Genomic DNA, 18718 nt, shown 5'->3' with positions numbered 1-18718 from the left:
CGGATGCCAGGCAAGGCCGTGGCCGTTTCTTTATTGCGCTGGTCTACCGCAAGAGGGACAGCCGCAGCGCCAGCGCCGCCAGCGTGACCAGCAATACGGGCGCGGTGAGCACCACCCCCACCCGGAAATAGGTGCCCCAGCCGATGCGGATGCCCTTGCGCTCCAGCACGTGCAGCCACAGCAGTGTGGCCAGTGACCCGATAGGGGTGATCTTGGGGCCCAGGTCGCTGCCGATGATGTTGGTGCAGACCATTGCATCCTTCACCACGCCGGTGGCTGCAAAGGCGTCGACGGATAGGGCGCTGCATGCGCATGCGCACGATCCCCAACCAGTCCTCCGTGGCCAAGGCCTTCGAGGGGTTCGGCGACGACGACCGCATCGTGGACGTGATGGAAGAACCCGTGAAGTTCACCCTGCTCACGCGCGACGTGTCGCCTTACCTGGTGGACCGCTACAGCGAGCGCAAGGAATCGGGCGAGGCGCTGATGCGCCGGGTCAACCAGGCGTCGATCTGATGCCCCGCCAGCTACTCGGCTCACGCAGGTAGTTGCTATTGACAACGAAGAGCCGGGTGGCTAATCTGCACCCCATTAGGTGCTACACACAACCAAATATGACCGCCACCAACCCAGGAAGCGTGCTGCGCGAAGTCGCCCGCATCTACACGCGGGCCCAGCGTGTGGTGGCCGAGTGCAGCAGCACCACCAACACCCAGTGCCACCTGTTGACCGAGCTGGGGCGCTCGGGCCCGTTGCCCTTGTCCGAACTGGGCGCGCGCGTGAGCCTGGAAAAGAGCTGGGTCTCGCGCGCCGTGGAGGCCATGGCCGAGCGGGGCCTGGTGACCAAGGAGCCCAACCCGCAGGATGCCCGCAGCTGGCTGGTCACCCTCACCGCCGAGGGGGAGCGCAAGGTCCACGAACTGAACACCACCCTGGACGCCCATGCGGCGCAGCTGCTCGGATGCCTGAGCGGGCGTGACCGTGCTGCCGTCGAGAAGTCGCTGCAGCTGCTGCTCAAGGCGCTGCGGCAGGACCAGGCCGCGCCTTGCTGCAGCTTGCCGAGCCCTCCGAAGGGCGCGGACCCGTGCTGCTGAGCGGCACTGCGCTCCTCCTTCACCCCGCCACCATCAGATGTTTCCCATGACCATCCGCACCGCCAGCACCGCCGACGCTGAAGCCATCACGGCCATCTACGCGCCCATCGTGGCGCACACCAGCATCTCGTTCGAGCTGGAGGTGCCGACCGTGGAGCAGATGCGCGAGCGCATTGCCAAGACCCTGCAGGAGTTGCCCTGGCTGGTCAGCGAGGACGCGCAGGGCCGGGTCAACGGCTATGTGTATGCCAGCAAGCACCGTGAGCGCGCGGCCTACCAGTGGTCCGTGGACACCACGGCCTACATGCGCGAGGACGCACGCGGCCAGGGTATCGGCAAGCGGCTGTATGGGGAGTTGAAGCACGCCCTGATCGGGCTCGGCTACTGCCAGGCCTTTGCCGGCATTGCCTTGCCCAACCAGGCCAGCGCGGCGCTGCACGAGTCGGTCGGATTCGAGGCGCTGGGCGTGTACCGCAAGGTCGGCTTCAAGCACGGGCAGTGGCATGACGTGGGCTGGTGGCAGTGCAGCCTGCAGTCGCCAGCCCATCCCACCGTCCCTCTGAAATTCGATGCCCTGGCCTTCCGCGCCGAAACACTCCAGGCCTGAAACACAAGGACCGACCATGCCCGCCTTCCTGTCCCGCTACCTCTTGGTCCTGGTCTTTGTGGCCGGCCTCGGCGCCTTCGCCGTGGCCCGCGATGCCGGTGGACCGCTGGAGCCCGTGGTGCTGATCTGCTCGGCTGCGGCGCTGCTGCTGGCCAGTGTGCTGGAACGCTGCTTTCCCTACCGGGCAGGCTGGAACCAGCCGGATGGCGACCGCGCCACGGACTGGGCCAGCGCAGCCACCATGGTCGCCGTGGTGGAGCCGCTGCTCAAGCTGCTGGGCACACTGGCGCTGCTCGCGGTGTATGGGCAGGGCGGGCCGGGAACTACCGGCACATCGGCGTGGTTGCAGGGCTTGCCCTTTGCGCTGCAGGCCCTTCTGGCCACGCTGTTCATCGAGCTCGGCAAGTACGGGGCGCATCGGCTGCACCACACGCTCCGGCCGCTGTGGTGGCTGCATGCCATGCACCACAGCAGCGAGCGCCTCTACGCACTGAACAACCTGCGCTTTCACCCGCTGAACTACGCGATCAATTTCGCCCTGTCCATGCTGCCGGCGCTGCTGCTGGGCTTCTCGTCCGAGGCCATCCTGTGCTACCTCGCCATTTCGCAGCCGGTGCTCATGCTCCAGCATGCCAACCTCGATCTGCGCAGCGGCTGGGCCAACTATGTTTTCAGCACCAACGAGCTGCACCGCTGGCACCACTCCACGAACAGCAGCGAGGGTGACTCCAACTTCGGCAGTGCCTTCGTCCTGTGGGACCAGGTCTTCGGCACCTTCCGCTACACGCCCGCGGGCAATGACCCTGCGCGGGTGGGTCTGTTCGCGTCCAGCGCGGGTTATCCGGCGCGTTCGAGTTACTGGGTCCAATTGAGGTCGATGTTCGGGCCCGCGTGCTGCCGCGCTTGACACGCGTCGTGCAAGGATCGATCATTCGTAAAAATACGAATTAAGAGAGATGCCGTATGTCCTGCTGCCCTGGTGACGAAGAAGAGGTGCTGGTCCTGCTGGACGACGACCGCACGGCCGAGCTGGCCATGCTGCTCAAGGCACTGGCCCACCCGGCGCGCATCCAGTTGCTGCGCCATCTGTCGAGCTATGGACAGTGCTACTTCGGCAGCCTGGCCGATGTGGTGGGCCTGGCACCGTCCACCACGTCACAGCATGTGAAAGTGCTCAAGGAGGCGGGTCTGATCCTGGGCTCCGCCGAGGAACAGCGCACCTGCTACTGCATCAACCCTGCGCGGCTTGCCGAACTCAAGCAGTTGGTCCAGTCGCTGTGAGGAGGCCCAGGCCTCTTCTTTTTGTCATGAATGTTCGTTAATCTACGAAATACGAAGGAGCTAACCATGGCTGATTCCACATCCCCTTGCGCATTCACCGTGGCCGTGGTCGGCGCCGGTCCCATCGGGCTGGCCGCCGCAGCGCACCTGGTGCGCCGTGGCCTTGGGGTAGAGGTCTTCGAGGCCGGGCCGGGCGTTGCCGCCCACCTGCAGTCGTATGGCCATGTGCGCCTGTTCTCGCCCTGGCGCTACAACGTGGACAGCGCGGCGCGCGCGCTGCTGGAGGGCACCGGCTGGGCCATGCCCGACCCCGAAGGGCTGCCCACCGCCGGCGAACTGGTGGAGCGCTACCTGGGGCCGCTCGCAGCGCACGGTGCACTGCAGCCGCACCTCCGTTTTGGCCATCGGGTGCTGGGTATCTCCCGCGTTGGCTTCGACAAGCTCAAGACGGCGGGGCGCGAGCATGCGGATTTTGTGCTGCAGGTGCAGACCGCAGACGGTGTGAAAGAGGTCCGGGCCCAAGCGGTCATCGACGCATCGGGCACCTGGGGCCAGCCCAATCCCATGGGCATCCATGGCTTTTTTGCCCTGGGCGAGCGTGCGGCGCGGGAACACATCGCCTATGGCATGCCGGACATTCTGGGCGCTGGCCGCAGCCGCTATGCGGGCCGCTCGGTGATGGTGGTGGGCGCGGGCCATTCGGCCGCAGGCAACCTGCTGGCGCTGGCCGCACTGGCTGATGAAGAACCTGGCACCCGCGTGCACTGGGCGGTGCGGGGCAAGGACCTGCGCAAGATTTTCGGTGGTGGCAGTGCCGACGGGTTGCCGGCGCGCGGTGCCCTGGGCACCCGGCTGCGCGACCTCGTCGAGCGCGGGCGCATCGTCCTGCACCAGGGCTTCGGGGTGCAGGCCATCGAACGGGACGGGGGCCGCATGACCGTGCGCGCCATCGATCCCGACGTGGCCCCTGTGGCTGGCATTGAGGAGATCATCGTGGCCGCAGGCTCGCGCCCCGACCTGTCGCTGGCGCGCGAGCTGCGCACCCGGCTCGATCCCTGGATCGAAAGCACCGAGGCCCTGGCCGACCTGATCGACCCCAACCTGCACAGCTGCGGCACCGTGCGCCCCCATGGGCACAAGGAGCTGGCACACCCGGAGCCCGGCTTCTATGCCATCGGCGCCAAGAGCTACGGGCGTGCCCCCAACTTCCTGATGGCCACGGGGTATGAGCAGGCGCGTTCCGTGGTGGCCGCCATTGCCGGCGACTGGGTGGCCGCCAACCAGGTGCAGCTCGATCTGCCTCAAACGGGCGTGTGCTCGGTGGACCTTTCCGAGCCGGCAACGGGGCAGACTGCCACTGCATCGGGTTGCTGCGGCGGCCCGGCGGTGCAAGACACGTCGACCTGCTGCGCGCTGGACGAGACAGAGAAGGCCAAGGGCAGCGGGGGATGCGGCTGTCCTCCGGCTGCGGCTCCCACGGCGTCCAAGGCCGTCTCCTTGCAGGTGGCTCCTGCCAAGGCGTCATGCTGCGGCTGATGCCCGCCGTCCCATGGATTAGCCGAGGGGATTCCTCTTGCCACGCCTGACATCAGCAACCACCGTCGCCAGCCTGGGCACGGCCCAGACCCTGGCCTGGGCCTCCACCTACTACCTGCCGGCCATCCTGGCGGTGCCCATGGCCCGGGAGCTGGGGGTGTCGGTCCCCACGGTGTTTGCCGCCTTCTCCTGTGCGCTGGTCGTCTCCGCGCTGCTGGGGCCGTACGCGGGCCGCAGCATCGACCGCTGGGGTGGCCGGCCGGTGCTGATGGCCACCAGCCTGGTGTTTGCGCTGGGCCTGGCGGCGCTGGCGATGGCCCAGGGCGTCTGGGGCCTGTTCGCCGCCTGGGTACTGCTGGGCGTGGGCATGGGCAGCGGGCTGTATGAGGCGGCATTTGCCGCGCTGGTGCATCTGCATGGCAAGAACGCGCGCAACTCGATCACGGGCATCACCCTGATCGCCGGCTTTGCCAGCACGGTGGGCTGGCCGCTGTCGATGTGGATGGAGTCCCAATGGGGCTGGCGTGGCGCCTGCGGGGCTTGGGCGGCGCTGCACCTGGTGGTGGGCTTGCCGCTCAATGCCTGGACGCCGCGCCGACCGCAGGCCGAAGCGGCGGCTGCCATCACTGCACCGCCACATGCTGCCCAGGCCAGCGCCGCCGGCCAGGAGCCGGTGCATGCGCGCCAGGCCACCCTGCTACTGGCCTTTGTGTTCGCGGCCACCTGGTTCACCAGCACCGCCATGGCCTCGCACCTGCCGCGCCTGCTGCAGGAGGGCGGCGCCACGCTCGCGACCGCCGTGGCCGTGGGCGCCCTGGTTGGCCCGGCGCAGGTGGCGGGGCGCCTGCTGGAGTTCGGTTTTCTGCGCCATGTGCACCCCCTGCTGTCCGCCCGCCTGGCGGCGCTGATGCACCCGCTGGGAGCCGGCCTGCTCGCGGTGGCTGGCGCGCCGGTAGCGGCGGTGTTTGCGCTGCTGCATGGCGCGGGCAACGGCATCCTGACCATTGCCAAGGGCACGCTGCCACTGGTGCTGTTCGGGCCGGCGGGCTACGGGCACCGGCAGGGTCTGCTCATGGTGCCGGCGCGCATTGCCCAGGCGGCATCCCCCTGGCTGTTTGGGCTGTGCCTGGACCGCCTGGGCGCGGGGGCGCTGTGGGTGTCTGCAGGCCTGGGGGCTGCGGCGTTTGGGGCACTGCTGGCGCTGGCTGCACCTGTGGAGTCGCCGCAGAACACGCCGGCGGCCGGGCCAGCGCGGTAGCTGCGGTCGGGCTTTGGGTGAAGAACTGCACGCCGGCTGAGGGAGAAATAGAAAGCGCAACAGAGTGCCCCAGACACAGAGCCACCAAGGCCAGGACGGGTGTTGCGGCAATGGCCAGACAGAGCGGCTTGCCTAAGGCCTTTGCGGGCCGCTTCAGTTGACGGAGGTAGTGCTGTGTGTCCATGAGATAAGTCTCCTGTCACGACTCGCGGATGCAAAACCCTACTGGGGGTCTCCCGCTGCGTGAACCCGATGGACCAAGCATGCCGCTGAAGCCTGAAAAGGCTCCGCCCTATACCGGTTTGCCGGCTTGACCCTTCACCCCCTGTAGGGTTTGACAAAGTGGTGGTCGTGGTGCAGGACGTTTGCACCAATCTCAATGGGTGTCCTCGCCAAGCCGCCAACTCCCATGGCCCCTTCGGCTTGCCCGGTTGCCCCTGGAGCGGGTGACAAGTCCCCCAGCGCTGGGACACCTATCCCGAGTTGACCGACGAGAAGCACGCAGCGTCGGACCACGCGGCGCTGTGGGTGGATCTGGATCTTTGACGGGCCACTCGGGGCCATCGGTGCAGGCGGAGGCGGCAGCAGCCGCCAGCCGCCTCAAGTCGCCCCCGGCGCCACATTGCCCCCGCACACCACCAGGCACACGCTGGCATCGGGCCCCAGCCCCAGCTCCCGCCCCAGTTGCCCGCTGCGTGCGGCGGCCAGGGGCACGGCGGCGGCGGGTTCGACCAGCAGGCGCAGCTCGTCCCACAGCGCGCGCTGGGCGGCGGTGATGGCTTCTTCCGACACCAGGCAGCTGGCCACGCCGTTGGCGCTGAGCACCTGGTAGGGCTCGGCCCCCAGTTCGCGGCAGCCCAGGGCGTCGGCGGCCACGCCGCCGGTCTGCACGGTGACCGGGCCGCCGGCGCGCAGGGCTTCGTGCAGGGTGGGGCAGCGCGCGGGCTCGGCGCCGATCACCCGGGTGCTGCGGCCAAACCAGCCCGAGATGCCGCCGATGAGCCCGCCGCCGCCCACGGCCACGATCACGGCATCGGGCAGGCCGGTGTCTGCCGCCATCTGCTCCTCGATCTCCTTGGCGATGGTGCCCTGGCCGGCCAGCGTGTCCGCATGGTCGAAGGCGTGGATGGACCAGGCGCCCGTGGCCTGGGCCCGGCGCTCGGAGGCCTCCAGCGCCTGGGCGAACACCTCGCCATGCTCGATGACGGTGGCGCCGCAGGCCTGCAGCCGCTCGCGCTTGAAGGCCGAGGTGACGCTGGGCACATACACCTCGCAGGGCACGCCAAAGCGCTGCGCCGCATGGGCCAGCGCCATGCCGTGGTTGCCGCCTGAGGCACACACCAGCCCCGCGGCCGGGATGGGCGTGCCCGCGGCCAGCAGGCGGTTGAACACCCCGCGCGGCTTGAACGAGCCGGTGCGCTGCAACTGCTCCAGCTTGAGCGTGAGGCGCCACGGCACCCCCAGCGAGCCCGCGGGCAGCGTGGCGCAGGGCGTGCGCAGGGTGAAGGGCGCGATGCGGTCGTGCGCGGCGGCAATGCGCTCGCGCCAGGTGGCCATGGCGTGGTTCATGCAAACGGCCCTGCGCTGGTGGTGGTGGCAGTGGCAGTGGTCGTCGTGGTGGTGGTCACGACTTCCTGCGCGCGCTCGTTGACGAAGAGCTGGAACACATCGGGCCGCGCGTAGTGGCCGGTCACATCCAGGTCGTACTTGCCGCGCACCGTGTCGGCCAGGTCGATGGGGGCCAGCAGCACGGCCTCGCCCTCGAAGTTGGGGCCTGCGAGGAAGTTGCCGAACGGGTCCACGATGCAGCTGCCGCCGCGGCTGAAGGGCTGGCCCTGGTCGGCGTTGCCGGCGTTGACATAGCCGGCCGGGTAGTCGGCCGCCGTGGCGTACTGGTTGGCGCTGAAGACGAAGCAGCGCCCCTCGATGGCGATGTGCTGCATGGACGCGGGCCAGCTGTCGCGCCCGTCCAGCGTGGGCGCGCAGTACAGCTCGATGCCCTTGGCGTACATGGCCGTGCGCAGCAGGGGCATGTAGTTCTCCCAGCAGATCACGGCGCCCAGCTTGCCCAGGCCCGTGTCGTACACCGGCAGGGTGGAGCCATCGCCAAAGCCCCACACCGTGCGCTCGCTGCCCGTGGGCATGAGCTTGCGGTGCTTGCCCAGGTAGCTGCCCTTGTCGTCGAAGAACACCACCGTGCAGTACAGCGTGCCGCCCGCGCGCTCGATGACGCCGGTGACCAGGTAGATGCCCAGGTCGCGCGCGAGGGCGGCCAGCGCGTCGATGTAGGGGCCCGGCACGTCGATGGCGTTCTGGTGGTAGCGCAGGAACTCGTCGCGCCCCCGCGGGCTGCGCCCGCCCACGTAGGCGCCGAAGGTGCTGCCCTTGGGGTAGGTGCCGAGCATGGCCTCCGGGAACACGACCAGCGAGGCCCCCTTGCTGCGCGCCTGGTCGGCCAGGCCCTTCATGCGCTGCAGGGTGCGTTCATTGTCGAAGGCCACGGCGGCCGATTGCACGACGGCGGCCTGGAATTGCGGTGTGAGCATAATGGTATGTATAATGAACTAGTGGTATCCAAATTGCACTTTGGAAGATCGGATTATGCACACCGACAAAAACGTTTCAAGCGCGCCGGGCGGCGGCGAGCGCCCGCCCCTGGTCAACACCGTGAGCCATGCCGTGCTGATGCTCGAAGCCTTTGCCGCGCAGCCGGTGCAGGGCCTCAACGAGCTGAGCCGCGCCGTGGGCCTGCCGCGCGCCAGTGCGCTGCGCATCCTGCGCACGCTGATGGCGCACGGCATCGTGGGGCGGGCCGACACCAAGTACCGGCTGACGCGCCGGCTGATGGAGCTGGGCGCCGCCGCCGGCACGCCCGAGGCCCTGCAGAGCGCTGTGGCCGAGGTGCTGCAGGCCCTGGTGGCGCAGACCGGCGAGACCTGCCACTTCGCCCAGCTCGAGGGCGCGCAGGTGGTCTACCTGGCCAAGCACGACTCGCCCCACCCCATCCGCATGAACAGCCATGTGGGCTGGCGCGGGCCGGTGTATGCCACGGCGGTGGGCAAGGCCTTGCTGGCCCTGAAGCCCGCCGACGAGGTGCGCCGCCTGCTGCCCGCGAAGCTGGAGCGATTCACGGCCAAGACCCTGGTCTCGCGCGCCCGCCTGCTGGACGAGTTGGCCCAGGTGGCCACGCGCGGCTACGCGGTGGACGATGAGGAACTGATCGACGGCCTGCGCTGCGTGGCCGTGGCCGTGCCCGCGGGGGGGGGCGCCGTGTCGGTGGCGGGGCCCGCCAGCCGCATGGGGGACGAGCGCCTGGCCGCCATCGTGGCGCAGATCCAGGCCACGCTGCAGGGCTGGCGCCCCTGAAATCCCGGGCGGGCCCGGGCCCGCGCCGCCGGTGGCATTGTTTCGGTTGACCGGGCCGGTGTTCTCGCATCCAATGGTTTCAGAGGGGGGCGTGGCGCCGTGCCTGGCGCTGCCTTTGGGGCTGGCTGTATTCCAGGGAGGCTGCGTGGCAACGGTGCTTGTGGCGGACGATGACCCTGCCAACCGCGAGCTGGTGGTGACCCTGCTGCGCTATGCCGGCCACACGCCGCTGCAGGCCGAGGACGGGGCCCAGGCGCTGGCCCTGGTGCTGCAGCACCGGCCGGACCTGGTGGTCTGCGACATCCTCATGCCCACCATGGACGGCTACGCCTTTGCGCGCCACCTGCGCGAGAGCGCGGACGCGCGCGTGCAGGCCACCGAGGTGATCTTCTACACCGCCACCTTTCTGGAGCACGAGGCGCGCGCGCTGGCGGCGGCCTGCGGCGTGCACACGGTGCTGGCCAAGCCGAGCGAGCCCGAAGCCATCTTGCATGCCGTGGAGCACGCGCTGGCACCGGGCGGGCTGGCCCAGGCGCCCACCGAGCGCGGCGCCGCGGCGTTCGAGCGCGACCATGTGCAGCTCATCACCGACAAGCTCATCGACAAGCTGGCCCTGCTGGAGCAGGCCAACGCGCGGCTGCAGGGGCTGTCGGGGCTGAGCCTGGGGCTGTCTTTCGCGCGCGACCCGCAGCAGCTGCTGGAGACCTTTTGCCACGGCGTGCAGCGCCTGTTTGCGGCGCAGGCCGCCATCACCGCCGTGGCACGTGCGGGGGAGGGCGGGGGCCTGCACTGGTGCGCCACGGGCCCGCACACCGAGCCCCCGGGCCTGCGGCCGGCCGTGGCCGCGGCGCTGGCCGACATGGCCGACCTGGGCCATCTGGAGGGCCAGGAAGACCAGGAAGGCCAGGAAGGCCAGGAAGGCCAGGAAGGCCAGGAAGGCGCAGGGGCCCTGGACGACCCGCCGGCCACGCGCCGCATCGACCTGGCCCGGCCCGACAGCTGGCAGGGCGGCGCGGCGCTGGCGCAGGCGCTGCGGGGCTACCTGCCGCAGGCGCGCTGGGCCTGGCTGGTGCCCATTGCCGCGCACACCGCCTGCGATGGCCTGGTGCTGCTGCTCGGCACGCAGGAGGACGAGCCGGCGCTGCAGCCCGGCAGCGGTGGCAGCAGCGGGGCGCAGGCCCTGGAGGCGCAGGCCGCGCACTTCGGCCGGGTGTTCGAGAACATCCGCCTGTACGCCCAGGTGCAGCAGCAGCTGGACCAGCTGCGCGCGCAGGAGCGCGAGCGCGAATGCACCGATGCCCTGCTGCGCCTGGAGCATGCCGCCGCCAGCGCGCTGGCCGGTGCGCAGGCGCTGGACGCCGGGGCCCAGGCGGTGCTGCGCATCCTGTGCGAATCGCAGGGCTGGGTGTTTGCCCGCTTCTGGCTGGCCGACGACGCGCGCGGCGTGCTGCGCGTGGCCAGCTACTGGAGCCTGCCGGGCATGGAGCCGCCCGAGCCGCCCGAGGGCCTGGCCCGGCTGGTGCTGCACAAGGGCGAAGGCCTGGCCGGGCGGGTGTGGGCCAGCGGCGAGCCGCTGTGGGTGCCCGACCTGCTGGCCGACGCACGCGTGGTGCAAAAGGGGCTGGTGCAAAACGGCGCGGTGGCCAGCGCCAGCCTGCTGCCCGTGGTCTCGGGCGGCCAGGTGTTCGGCGTGCTGGCGCTGCTGGCGCACGGCCCGCGCACGCCCGATGCGCGCCAGCAGGCCTCGGTGCAGGCCATCTGCCAGCAGCTGGGCCAGTTCGTGCGCACCAAGCTCGGTGAGCGCCGCGTGCAGCGCCTGCACCGCGTGTCCAGCGTGCTCAGCGACATCAACTCGCTCATCGTGCGCGCCACCGACCGCGACGAACTGTTTGCCGAGGCCTGCCGCATCGCGGTGGAGACGGGGCGCTTTCGCAAGGCCTGGATCGGCATGCTCACGCACGCACCCTGGCGCCTGCAGACCATCATGGCCGCGGTGAGCGACGCGCCCCTGACCTCCGAGGCCCTGCTCTCCATCCGCGAAGCCATGCAGTCGCAGATACAGGGCGGTGGCAACCGCCTCACGCAGCTGCTGGAGCAGGGGCAGCCGATCTTCGAGAACGACATTGCCGCCAGCGACTGGCCCGGTGTGCGCGAGCGCGCGCTGTCTGCGGGCTCGCGCTCCCTGGCCATCTTGCCGCTGGTGGTGGAGCGCCGCACCGTGGGCCTGGTGGTGCTGCACTCGCTGGAGGTCGGCTTCTTCGACGACGAAGAGTGCCAGCTGCTGCTGGAGCTGGCGGGCAACCTGGCCTTTGCCATGGAGCACCTGCGCCGGGCCGAGCAGATCAACCGCCTGGCCTACTACGACGCGCTCACCGGCCAGGCCAACGGCATGCTGTTTCGCGAGCGGCTGGCGCAGCACCTGCAGGCGGCGGCCGAGCGCCAGACCCTGGTGCTGGCCATGGTGGACATCGAGCGCTTCAAGTCCATCAACGACTCGCTGGGGCGCCACGTGGGCGACGAGGTGCTGCGCCAGATCGGCGAGCGCATGGCGCGGCTGCTGCACGGCGCCAGCCACATGGCGCGCGTCGGATCGGACCAGTTCGCCGTGCTGTTCGACGAGGAGGGGGCCGAGATCGAGGTCGCCCGCATGCTGCAGGACTTCTACCGCCAGTGCTTTGCCGACCCCATCGTGGCCAGCGGCACCGAGCTGCGCGTGAGCGGGCGCATCGGCGTGGCGCGCTTTCCGGTGGACGGCGACAGCGCCGAGGCCCTGTACCACAACGCCGAGGCGGCGATGAAGCGCTCCAAGAGCTCCATGGACCAGGTGCTGTTCTACGACGCACGCATGACCGAGGTCATCGCCGCCAAGCTGGCGCTGGAAAACCGCCTGCGCCGCGCGCTGCAGGCCGGCGAGTTCACGCTGCACTACCAGCCCAAGGTGGACTGCGTGGCGCGCCGCACCGTGGGGCTGGAGGCGCTGATCCGCTGGCACGACCCCGAGCGCGGCGTGGTGGCGCCGGGCGAGTTCATCCCGCTGATGGAGGAGACCGGGCTCATCGTCGAGGTCGGCGCCTGGGCCCTGCGCCAGGCGCTGGCCGACCGGCGCGCCTGGCAGGCCCAGGGCCTGGCCCAGCCGCCGCGCGTGGCCGTCAACGTGTCGGCCATCCAGCTGCGGCGCGCCGACTTCCTGGACCTGGTGCGCACCCTGCTGGCGCAGCAGGCGCCGGGCGACGATGCCGGCATCGACCTGGAGATCACCGAAAGCGCCGTGCTGCAGCAGGTGGACAAGACCGTGCACACCCTGCACGCCCTGCGCGCGCTGGGGCTGGACATCGCCATCGACGACTTCGGCACCGGCTACTCCAGCTTGGCCTACCTGGCCAAACTGCCCGTGCAGGTGCTCAAGATCGACCAGTCCTTCATCGCCGCCATGGCCAGCGACGCCGACGCCCAGACCCTGGTGGACACCATGGTCTCGCTGGCCCACGCCCTGCGCATGAAGGTCGTCGCCGAAGGCGTGGAAACCGAAGAGCAGGCCGCCCTGCTCAAGATGCTGCGCTGCGACGTGATGCAGGGCTACCTCATCAGCCGCCCCCTGGCCCCGCAGGCCCTGCTGCCGTGGCTGCTGCAGCAGCAACAGCAGCACCCGGGCGCTGCGCGCCAGGGCGAGCTGCGCGACATGCGCCACACGGCCTAGGCGGCAGGGCCTGGCGCTAGACTCGCCTCCATGAAAAAGCCCTGCCTTGCATTCGGTGCCGCCCTGGCACTGGCCGCCCACCTGTCTGCTGCCCATGCGGTCGATTTCAAAAGCGCCGTCGTGGGGCAGCCCATTGCGGACCGCACCTTGACCATCGGAAAGTTGTCGGTGCAGCTGCCAAGCGGTGAATGGGTTTTGGCCGCGAAGACGCAAGTGGGAGGCGGATCACAGCCCAACATGCCGGCACCACCATTGCACAGGTTCGCCGTGGTGCAGGTGCAGGACAAGACCATCTCTGCCGTCATCACGTTCAGCGGGCCCGCCTGGAGCTATGCCGCCAACCAGTGGAGCGATGAGTCATGCAAGAACGTGACCTCCTACATCGCCAAAAGCACCTTGAACCAGACCTGGGCCATGCCCGAATGCTTTGTCGTTGTCAACACGAAGGCAGGCGCGTTTGAAGCCCTGTCAGACACCCACAGAGAGGTTGCACGCTGGGCCCACAACAACGGCTATGCGGTCCCCTTCCCCATGCTTCAGGTGCACCATTCCAAGTACCACAAGGAAGATTTCTTCAGGCTCAACGTGCACTTCGCGGCAGGCCCCGACTCCGCACCTGCCGCAGTGGCCTGGGGACGCGAGGCGGTCGCGTCGCTCACCGCCATGATCACCCGGGCCACGCCCCTGGGACAGTTGCCCGATCTCCCCGCATTCGCCTCTACTCCAGGGGCCACACAAGCTGTCGCGGCACAACCCATGGCCGGCAGCGCGGCCGCTGCCGCCCCTGCCTCGGCCGAAGCGCGCCTGCGCCAGCTCAAGTCCTTGCTCGACAGCAAGCTCATCACGCCCGAAGAGTACGAAGGCAAGCGAAAGAATCTCGTCGAGGAGCTGTAGGCCGCTTGCGCTGGGACAACACACTAAACTTGCCTCCATGAAAAAGCCCTGCCTTGCATTCGGTGCCGCCATGGCACTGGCCGCCCACCTGTCTGCCGCCCATGCGGTCGATTTCAGAAGCGCCGTTGTGGGGCAGCGCATTGCGGATCGCACCTTGAGCATCGGCAAGTTGTCGATGCAACTGCCCGGTGGCGAATGGATCCTGGCCGCCAAGGCCCAGGGGGCGGGAGTCAGCCCGGGCAACCTCCCGGCCCCTACACCCACACAGCACACCTTCGCTGCCGTGCAGGCACAGGACAAGGCCATCTCGGCGATCGTCGTCTTCAGCGCGCCGGCCTGGAGCTACAACGTCAGCCGATGGAATGATGAGCCCTGCAAGCACGTGAGCTCCTACATCGTCAAGAGCACGTTGAACCAGACCTTCGCCATGCCCGAATGCTTCGTCATCGACAACGAGACGGCGGGATCGTTTGGGGCCTCGGCATCCGTCCACCAAGACCTGGTGCGCTGGGCCAGCAGCAACGGCTATGCGGTCCCCCATGCGATGGTGAAGGTCTTCCACACCAAATACCATGGCGGAGACTTTTTCCGGTTCAACGCCTACCTGGCCGGGGGCCCCGGCTTTGCGCCGGCTGCAGAAACCTGGGGCCGCGAAGCGGCGGCGTCGCTCGCTGCCATGGTCACGCGGTCAAGCTCCCGGGCAACGCTGCCCGAACTCCCCGCCTTCGTCGCCGCCCCTGCCAGCGCCACGCCCGCGGCCACCAGCGCACCGCCGGTGGCGGGCAGTGCCGCCACCAACGCGGCTGCGGCCCCCACGTCGGCCGAAGCGCGCCTGCGCCAGCTCAAGTCCTTGCTCGACAGCAAGCTCATCACCCCCGAAGAGTACGAAGGCAAGCGCAAGAAGATCGTCGAGGAGCTGTAGGCCAGCCTGGCCGCCGGGGGCGACGCAGTCTGCCAGTGCCCCCTTGCCCTTGGCGGATTGCGCGGCCTTGCTTGCCGGCGCGGGAGTCGCTGTCGCAGGATCTGACGGTAGACTCGTCTCCATGCAAAAGCCCTGCCTTGCCTTCAGCACTGCCATCGTATTGGCGGCCCACCTGTCCGCCGCGAAGGCGATCGAATTCAACAATGCGGTCGTGGGCCAGCCCATTGCCGACCGCACATTCACCATCGGCAAATTGTCGATGCAGCTCCCCGGCGGTGAGTGGATTCTGGCCGCCAAGACGGAGGAGAAAGGGGGCATACAGCCCAACACCTCGGCTCCGCCACGGCACAGGTTCGCCGCCGTTCAGATCCACGACAAGACCCTGACTGCCATCGTCGTCTTCAGCGCCCCCGCCCGGAGCTACTACTACGTCACCCGATGGAATGACGATCCGTGCAAGCAGGAGACTTCCTTCATCACCAAAAGCACGCTGAAGCAGACCATCGCGATGCCCGAGTGCTTTGTCGTTGCCAACCCGGCCACAAGCAGCTTCGAAGCCGCCAGCGCCACCCACAAGGAGCTGGTGCGCTGGGCCCAGGACAACGGCTACGCGCTCCCCAACCCGATGCTCCGGGTGTTCTACACCAAGCACCACCAGGGCGACTATTTCAGGCTCAATGCGTACTTCGCAGGCGACGCAGGCTCGGCACCCGCCGCAGAAGCCTGGGGGCGCCAGACCGTCGCCTCTCTCTCGGCCATGGTGACCCGACCCACCAGCATGCAAGGCAAGCTGCCGGACCTCCCCTCTTTCGTGGCCACCTCCGTGGGGGCGCAACCGCCGGCCGCCCGCGTGCAACCTGCTGCCTTCAATGCCAGTGCCAGTGCGGTCCCCGCCTCGGCCGAGTCACGCCTGCGCCAGTTGAAGTCCTTGCTCGACAGCAAGCTCATCACCCCCGAAGAGTACGAAGGCAAGCGCAAGAAGATCCTCGAAGAGCTGTAGATGCAGGCGGGCGTCGCCCCCGGCGCTGTCTACGGATTTGCATTCGACCGTATAACTAGGCGGGAAGCCGCAGACAGTGCTGTAGCACGGCAAGGCGAACCAACGACGTTAGACGGTTGAAGGCAAAGCCGTATCAAAGTCCGTCCAGCACCTTTTTGCGCTTGGTGTCGTACTCCTGCTGGGTAATCAATCCATCGGCATGCAGGCGCCGCAGGGCTTCCAGCTGGGATTGGGCCGCGGACGTGGGCGCTGCTGCTGCAGGGGCTGCCGACGGCGCAGGTCCTGCTGCGGCAACGGCTGCAGCCGGCGCGGGCGCCGCCTGCATGCGCGGGGCGGCAAAGTTGTTGTTGTCGCACCGGTTCTTGATCTGCGCGGTCTCCAGCGCTTCGATCTCGCCCTTGGCGCGTGCGACATCGGCCTCATGGTCGCCGGACATCTTGCTGAACGGCACGCCCAGCAAGAAAACGCCCACCGCGTCGTTGTTGGCCTTTTGCTCCTGCAGCACCGAGTAGCGGGCCAGGTCGTGGCGCGCCGACACCAGGCGGTCCCGGAGGGCGGGGCACTCCAGCGCGATGAAGCGCTCATGCGACACAAACGACGGCTTGATGCTGGACGGCCGATTGGCGCAAGCGCTCAAGCCAACGGCCAGACCCACAATGATTCCCACACGCAGTGCCACCATGCAACAACCCTCCCAAAGCCGATGGTTTTTTCTTGAATGGCACGAGCATATGCGAACCTGGGCTCGATGGGGTGACGAGGGTTGTGAACAGGCCCTGGTGATCCCCCACTCCCGGGCGGCGCGTTCATCCACAATGGCCAGGTCCGTACCACCATCACCATCACCACCCCGGAGACACGACGCATGGCCTATGGAAACCTGCCGCCCGAGTTCTACGTACCGCCCCCGGGCCCTAATGGTCTGCCCGACCTGATCATCATTGCCGTCCAGTTCTCCCGCAACCACGGCGTGGCGCGGGTGTTCATCGTGCCCTCCGATCCCGCTTCAACGGGCTACTGGTGCGAGCGCTTCGAAGCCGATGGCGACGAGGCCATCAGATGGAGCATGCGCTTCGCCACCCAAAAAATCCGGCAGTACTCGCATGAGCAGCGCGCCGGCTCGCCGGCCGCCCTGGCACCGTTCACGCTCACCGTCTTTGACGACTGGGTGACCCTGTCGGTCCAGCACCGCCTGGGCTACTACCCCATGCTGCAAGCCGCAGCGGCCCAGGCGCAGCCCGTGGCCGCCCAGGAGTACCTGGGGGAGAAGCTCAAGGTCCCTGAGGTGCAGATCACGCCGGAGCATTTTCAGGGGGCGTGAGCAGTGCCTCTCGGGCGCCATGGTGGCCCGTTGCACTGCTATGCTGCAAAGCATGAAGACCCTCGGATCCGTGCTTGCGTTGCTCGCCATGGCCGGATGCGCAACGCATCCGGACAGCCTTCGTCTGGTGAAGCGTGATGTAGCGCTTGTGGACTATGTCGCATACGTGCCAAGCCAGCCCTCGGGCACGCTTGCCATCGCCTTGCACTTCGAAGGCAACGCCCCGTATGCCGCCATCGCCAACGAGGGGCGGCAAGCGCAATTTCGCTGCCATGCGCTGAGCGCCGCGGGCGTTCCACTCACGGATATCGATTCTGGTTGGGTTTTCTTTGTTGGCCAGGCGACTCCAGAAACTCCCGCAGACCAGGCAACACCTCTCTTCCACAGCGAGCTCACCTCTCAAGGGGACCGCTATCGCTACCAGGCGATTCTGTACCCCGGCCTCAAGGCCAACACGGCCATCAATCAGCCGGCAGACTTCGACCTCCTGGCGCGCGACTACGACCGCATCCAATGCCAGTTGGTCGGTGTCCGAATGGTGGGCGGGTTCATGTACTCCAACGCGTTGCACGTTTCCCGCGCCGAGCTGGTCGAGCTGGTCGGGCGCAATTCCACGAAGTAGCGGCCCGCCGTGCTGATTTGCCCGGCACGGGCTGCGCGAAGCCTGGCAAGCAGCGTGCCCCGGCCATGCTGCATGGAGCGCTGCATCCCGGCAGCAATGGCCGTGGTGATGACCGACCGCAACGCCATCTTCCCTGCGAGGTTCTTCGGCCTACGCGGGTTCTCAATTCAATTCACCACGCCACCACCACCCAGACCACCACCGGCACGATGCAGGCCACCCCGCCCACAAAGGCGGTGCTGCGGTTGGTGAGCACCCGTTGCCCGTCGCGCACAAAGCTCAGTGCGCCGGTTGCGCCGTGGATGCGGGCTTCGTCGGCGCCGCGCTCGCCGCGCCAGTGGCCCAGGGTCAGTACATAGACGATGGCCTTGCCGATGTAGACGAAGCCATAGGTCACCAGCACATGGAGAAGCAACTCAAAAAGGCTCTCGAAAAAAAACAACAATGTGCGTGCTCCTCTGCAGGCGTGTGGCTGCCATGGTAGCGCAGCGGCAGCGGCCGGGCACGCAGGCCGTGACCGTCAGCGCAGCACCGGCATGCGCGCCACCGCAGCCAACTGATCGCGCAGGGCCGGCCGGTCGCGCGGCGTGGCCAGGCCGATGCCGACGGCCAGTGCATCGCCCTCGTCCAGCGCGCGGTAGGCCACGCCCGCGCGCCGCAGCCCGGTGAACGAGCGGGGCAGCAGCGCCATGCCACGCCCGCTGGCCACCTCGCCCAGCAGCACATGGTGGTCGGTGGGCTCGCGCAGCTTGGGCGGGGCAAAGCCGTGCTGTGCAAACACCTTTTGGCAGTGGTCGTAAAACGCCGGCTGGCGCGCGCGTTCGAACCAGAACACGGGCTCGCGCGCCAGGTCGGCCAGGCGCAGCATGCGGCGCTTGGCCAGTGCGTGCGACGAAGGCAGGGCCAGCACCATGGGCAGGCGGTCGAGCGCCAGCACATCCAGGCCCTGCGCGTCGGTGGGCAGTGCGATGAAGGCCGCATCGAGCTTGCCCGCGCGCAGCTGGCGCTAGGGCCTGTTCACACTAATTTCGGGGATCGCGTTGCCCGGCCTGGGGGCTGGATGCTAGGCGCCCGTGCGCAGCAAGGTAGGCACCTTGCAAGCGCGGGCAACGCCGCAGAC

The 18718-nt window shown here is 68.4% G+C and carries 17 protein-coding genes and 3 pseudogenes; 14 read left to right on the top strand and 6 right to left on the bottom strand.

Annotation, left to right across the window (positions count from 1 at the left end; translation table 11 throughout):
• Positions 1 to 43: 43 nt before the first annotated feature.
• Positions 44 to 301 (bottom strand): annotated as a pseudogene (locus tag AC3WOH_RS27345) (ArsB/NhaD family transporter); the annotation flags it as partial.
• On the opposite strand from AC3WOH_RS27345, the pseudogene AC3WOH_RS27340 reads away from it, so the two are divergent.
• From AC3WOH_RS27340 to AC3WOH_RS27310, 7 genes and pseudogenes are all read left to right on the top strand, one after another.
• Positions 289 to 516: pseudogene (locus AC3WOH_RS27340) on the top strand (arsenical resistance protein ArsH); the annotation flags it as partial. The pseudogenes AC3WOH_RS27345 and AC3WOH_RS27340 overlap by 13 nt on opposite strands.
• A gap of 98 nt (positions 517 to 614) precedes the next feature.
• Positions 615 to 1094: a MarR family winged helix-turn-helix transcriptional regulator gene (locus AC3WOH_RS27335; protein WP_492232455.1), complete on the top strand. Its 480-nt coding sequence runs from the start codon at positions 615 to 617 to the stop codon at positions 1092 to 1094.
• Positions 1095 to 1140: 46 nt separating this feature from the next.
• Positions 1141 to 1701 (top strand): arsinothricin resistance N-acetyltransferase ArsN1 family B, encoded by a 561-nt coding sequence (locus tag AC3WOH_RS27330; protein WP_492232454.1) that lies wholly within the window; start codon positions 1141 to 1143, stop codon positions 1699 to 1701.
• Between the two features lie 16 nt (positions 1702 to 1717).
• Complete coding sequence (locus AC3WOH_RS27325; protein ID WP_492232453.1) at positions 1718 to 2608, top strand: sterol desaturase family protein; 891 nt, start codon at positions 1718 to 1720, stop codon at positions 2606 to 2608.
• A 56-nt stretch (positions 2609 to 2664) separates the two neighbouring features.
• Entirely contained in the window at positions 2665 to 2982 is a 318-nt protein-coding gene (locus tag AC3WOH_RS27320) for an ArsR/SmtB family transcription factor (protein ID WP_492232452.1), read from the top strand.
• Between the two features lie 66 nt (positions 2983 to 3048).
• Positions 3049 to 4518 (top strand): FAD-dependent oxidoreductase, encoded by a 1470-nt coding sequence (locus AC3WOH_RS27315; RefSeq protein ID WP_492232450.1) that lies wholly within the window; start codon positions 3049 to 3051, stop codon positions 4516 to 4518.
• A 37-nt stretch (positions 4519 to 4555) separates the two neighbouring features.
• A complete protein-coding gene (locus AC3WOH_RS27310) occupies positions 4556 to 5776 on the top strand; it encodes an MFS transporter (RefSeq protein ID WP_492232449.1) in 1221 nt (406 codons plus the stop codon).
• Between the two features lie 600 nt (positions 5777 to 6376).
• Here the strand turns inward: AC3WOH_RS27310 and AC3WOH_RS27305 are convergent.
• On the bottom strand, positions 6377 to 7345 hold the full coding sequence (locus AC3WOH_RS27305; protein WP_492232448.1) for a serine/threonine dehydratase: 969 nt from the start codon (positions 7343 to 7345) through the stop codon (positions 6377 to 6379).
• Positions 7342 to 8322 carry a nitrilase-related carbon-nitrogen hydrolase gene (locus AC3WOH_RS27300; protein ID WP_492232447.1) on the bottom strand — a complete coding sequence of 327 codons (981 nt, stop codon included), beginning with the start codon at positions 8320 to 8322 and terminating at the stop codon, positions 7342 to 7344. The genes AC3WOH_RS27305 and AC3WOH_RS27300 overlap by 4 nt, the downstream gene beginning before the upstream one ends.
• A gap of 55 nt (positions 8323 to 8377) precedes the next feature.
• Here AC3WOH_RS27300 and AC3WOH_RS27295 point away from each other — a divergent pair, with 55 nt between their 5' ends.
• The 5 genes from AC3WOH_RS27295 (at position 8378) to AC3WOH_RS27275 (ending at position 15655) form a co-directional block, all read left to right on the top strand.
• On the top strand, positions 8378 to 9142 hold the full coding sequence (locus tag AC3WOH_RS27295) for an IclR family transcriptional regulator (RefSeq protein WP_492232446.1): 765 nt from the start codon (positions 8378 to 8380) through the stop codon (positions 9140 to 9142).
• Between the two features lie 145 nt (positions 9143 to 9287).
• Positions 9288 to 12839, top strand: a complete 3552-nt coding sequence (locus tag AC3WOH_RS27290; protein WP_492232445.1) for an EAL domain-containing protein — start codon at positions 9288 to 9290, stop codon at positions 12837 to 12839.
• Between the two features lie 252 nt (positions 12840 to 13091).
• Positions 13092 to 13733: an SHOCT domain-containing protein gene (locus tag AC3WOH_RS27285; protein WP_492232444.1), complete on the top strand. Its 642-nt coding sequence runs from the start codon at positions 13092 to 13094 to the stop codon at positions 13731 to 13733.
• Between the two features lie 37 nt (positions 13734 to 13770).
• Positions 13771 to 14655 (top strand): SHOCT domain-containing protein, encoded by an 885-nt coding sequence (locus AC3WOH_RS27280; RefSeq protein ID WP_492232443.1) that lies wholly within the window; start codon positions 13771 to 13773, stop codon positions 14653 to 14655.
• A 121-nt stretch (positions 14656 to 14776) separates the two neighbouring features.
• Positions 14777 to 15655 (top strand): SHOCT domain-containing protein, encoded by an 879-nt coding sequence (locus AC3WOH_RS27275; RefSeq protein ID WP_492232442.1) that lies wholly within the window; start codon positions 14777 to 14779, stop codon positions 15653 to 15655.
• A 133-nt stretch (positions 15656 to 15788) separates the two neighbouring features.
• On the opposite strand, the gene AC3WOH_RS27270 is transcribed toward AC3WOH_RS27275, so the two are convergent.
• On the bottom strand, positions 15789 to 16247 hold the full coding sequence (locus AC3WOH_RS27270; protein WP_492232441.1) for an SHOCT domain-containing protein: 459 nt from the start codon (positions 16245 to 16247) through the stop codon (positions 15789 to 15791).
• Between the two features lie 273 nt (positions 16248 to 16520).
• On the opposite strand from AC3WOH_RS27270, the gene AC3WOH_RS27265 reads away from it, so the two are divergent.
• Entirely contained in the window at positions 16521 to 16976 is a 456-nt protein-coding gene (locus AC3WOH_RS27265) for a hypothetical protein (protein ID WP_492232440.1), read from the top strand.
• Positions 16977 to 17028: 52 nt separating this feature from the next.
• Positions 17029 to 17598 (top strand): hypothetical protein, encoded by a 570-nt coding sequence (locus tag AC3WOH_RS27260; protein ID WP_492232439.1) that lies wholly within the window; start codon positions 17029 to 17031, stop codon positions 17596 to 17598.
• A gap of 172 nt (positions 17599 to 17770) precedes the next feature.
• Here the strand turns inward: AC3WOH_RS27260 and AC3WOH_RS27255 are convergent, their stop codons facing one another.
• A complete protein-coding gene (locus AC3WOH_RS27255) occupies positions 17771 to 18013 on the bottom strand; it encodes a hypothetical protein (protein WP_492232438.1) in 243 nt (80 codons plus the stop codon).
• Between the two features lie 105 nt (positions 18014 to 18118).
• Positions 18119 to 18604: pseudogene (locus AC3WOH_RS27250) on the bottom strand (LysR family substrate-binding domain-containing protein); the annotation flags it as partial.
• Positions 18605 to 18718: the final 114 nt, after the last annotated feature.

Source organism: Acidovorax sp. FW305-C-20-28, from assembly GCF_058783375.1.
Note: the sequence above shows the minus strand (reverse complement) of the source record. Positions and strands in the feature narration are given on the sequence as shown.

Excerpts from the sequence above, each read along its gene's own strand:
- AC3WOH_RS27335 (WP_492232455.1), top strand. The coding sequence starts at position 615 with ATGACCGCCACCAACCCAGGAAGCGTGCTGCGCGAAGTCGCCCGCATC.
- AC3WOH_RS27330 (WP_492232454.1), top strand. The coding sequence starts at position 1,141 with ATGACCATCCGCACCGCCAGCACCGCCGACGCTGAAGCCATCACGGCC.
- AC3WOH_RS27325 (WP_492232453.1), top strand. The coding sequence starts at position 1,718 with ATGCCCGCCTTCCTGTCCCGCTACCTCTTGGTCCTGGTCTTTGTGGCC.
- AC3WOH_RS27320 (WP_492232452.1), top strand. The coding sequence starts at position 2,665 with ATGTCCTGCTGCCCTGGTGACGAAGAAGAGGTGCTGGTCCTGCTGGAC.
- AC3WOH_RS27315 (WP_492232450.1), top strand. The coding sequence starts at position 3,049 with ATGGCTGATTCCACATCCCCTTGCGCATTCACCGTGGCCGTGGTCGGC.
- AC3WOH_RS27305 (WP_492232448.1), bottom strand. The coding sequence starts at position 7,345 with ATGAACCACGCCATGGCCACCTGGCGCGAGCGCATTGCCGCCGCGCAC.
- AC3WOH_RS27300 (WP_492232447.1), bottom strand. The coding sequence starts at position 8,322 with ATGCTCACACCGCAATTCCAGGCCGCCGTCGTGCAATCGGCCGCCGTG.
- AC3WOH_RS27295 (WP_492232446.1), top strand. The coding sequence starts at position 8,378 with ATGCACACCGACAAAAACGTTTCAAGCGCGCCGGGCGGCGGCGAGCGC.
- AC3WOH_RS27280 (WP_492232443.1), top strand. The coding sequence starts at position 13,771 with ATGAAAAAGCCCTGCCTTGCATTCGGTGCCGCCATGGCACTGGCCGCC.
- AC3WOH_RS27275 (WP_492232442.1), top strand. The coding sequence starts at position 14,777 with ATGCAAAAGCCCTGCCTTGCCTTCAGCACTGCCATCGTATTGGCGGCC.
- AC3WOH_RS27265 (WP_492232440.1), top strand. The coding sequence starts at position 16,521 with ATGGCCTATGGAAACCTGCCGCCCGAGTTCTACGTACCGCCCCCGGGC.
- AC3WOH_RS27260 (WP_492232439.1), top strand. The coding sequence starts at position 17,029 with ATGAAGACCCTCGGATCCGTGCTTGCGTTGCTCGCCATGGCCGGATGC.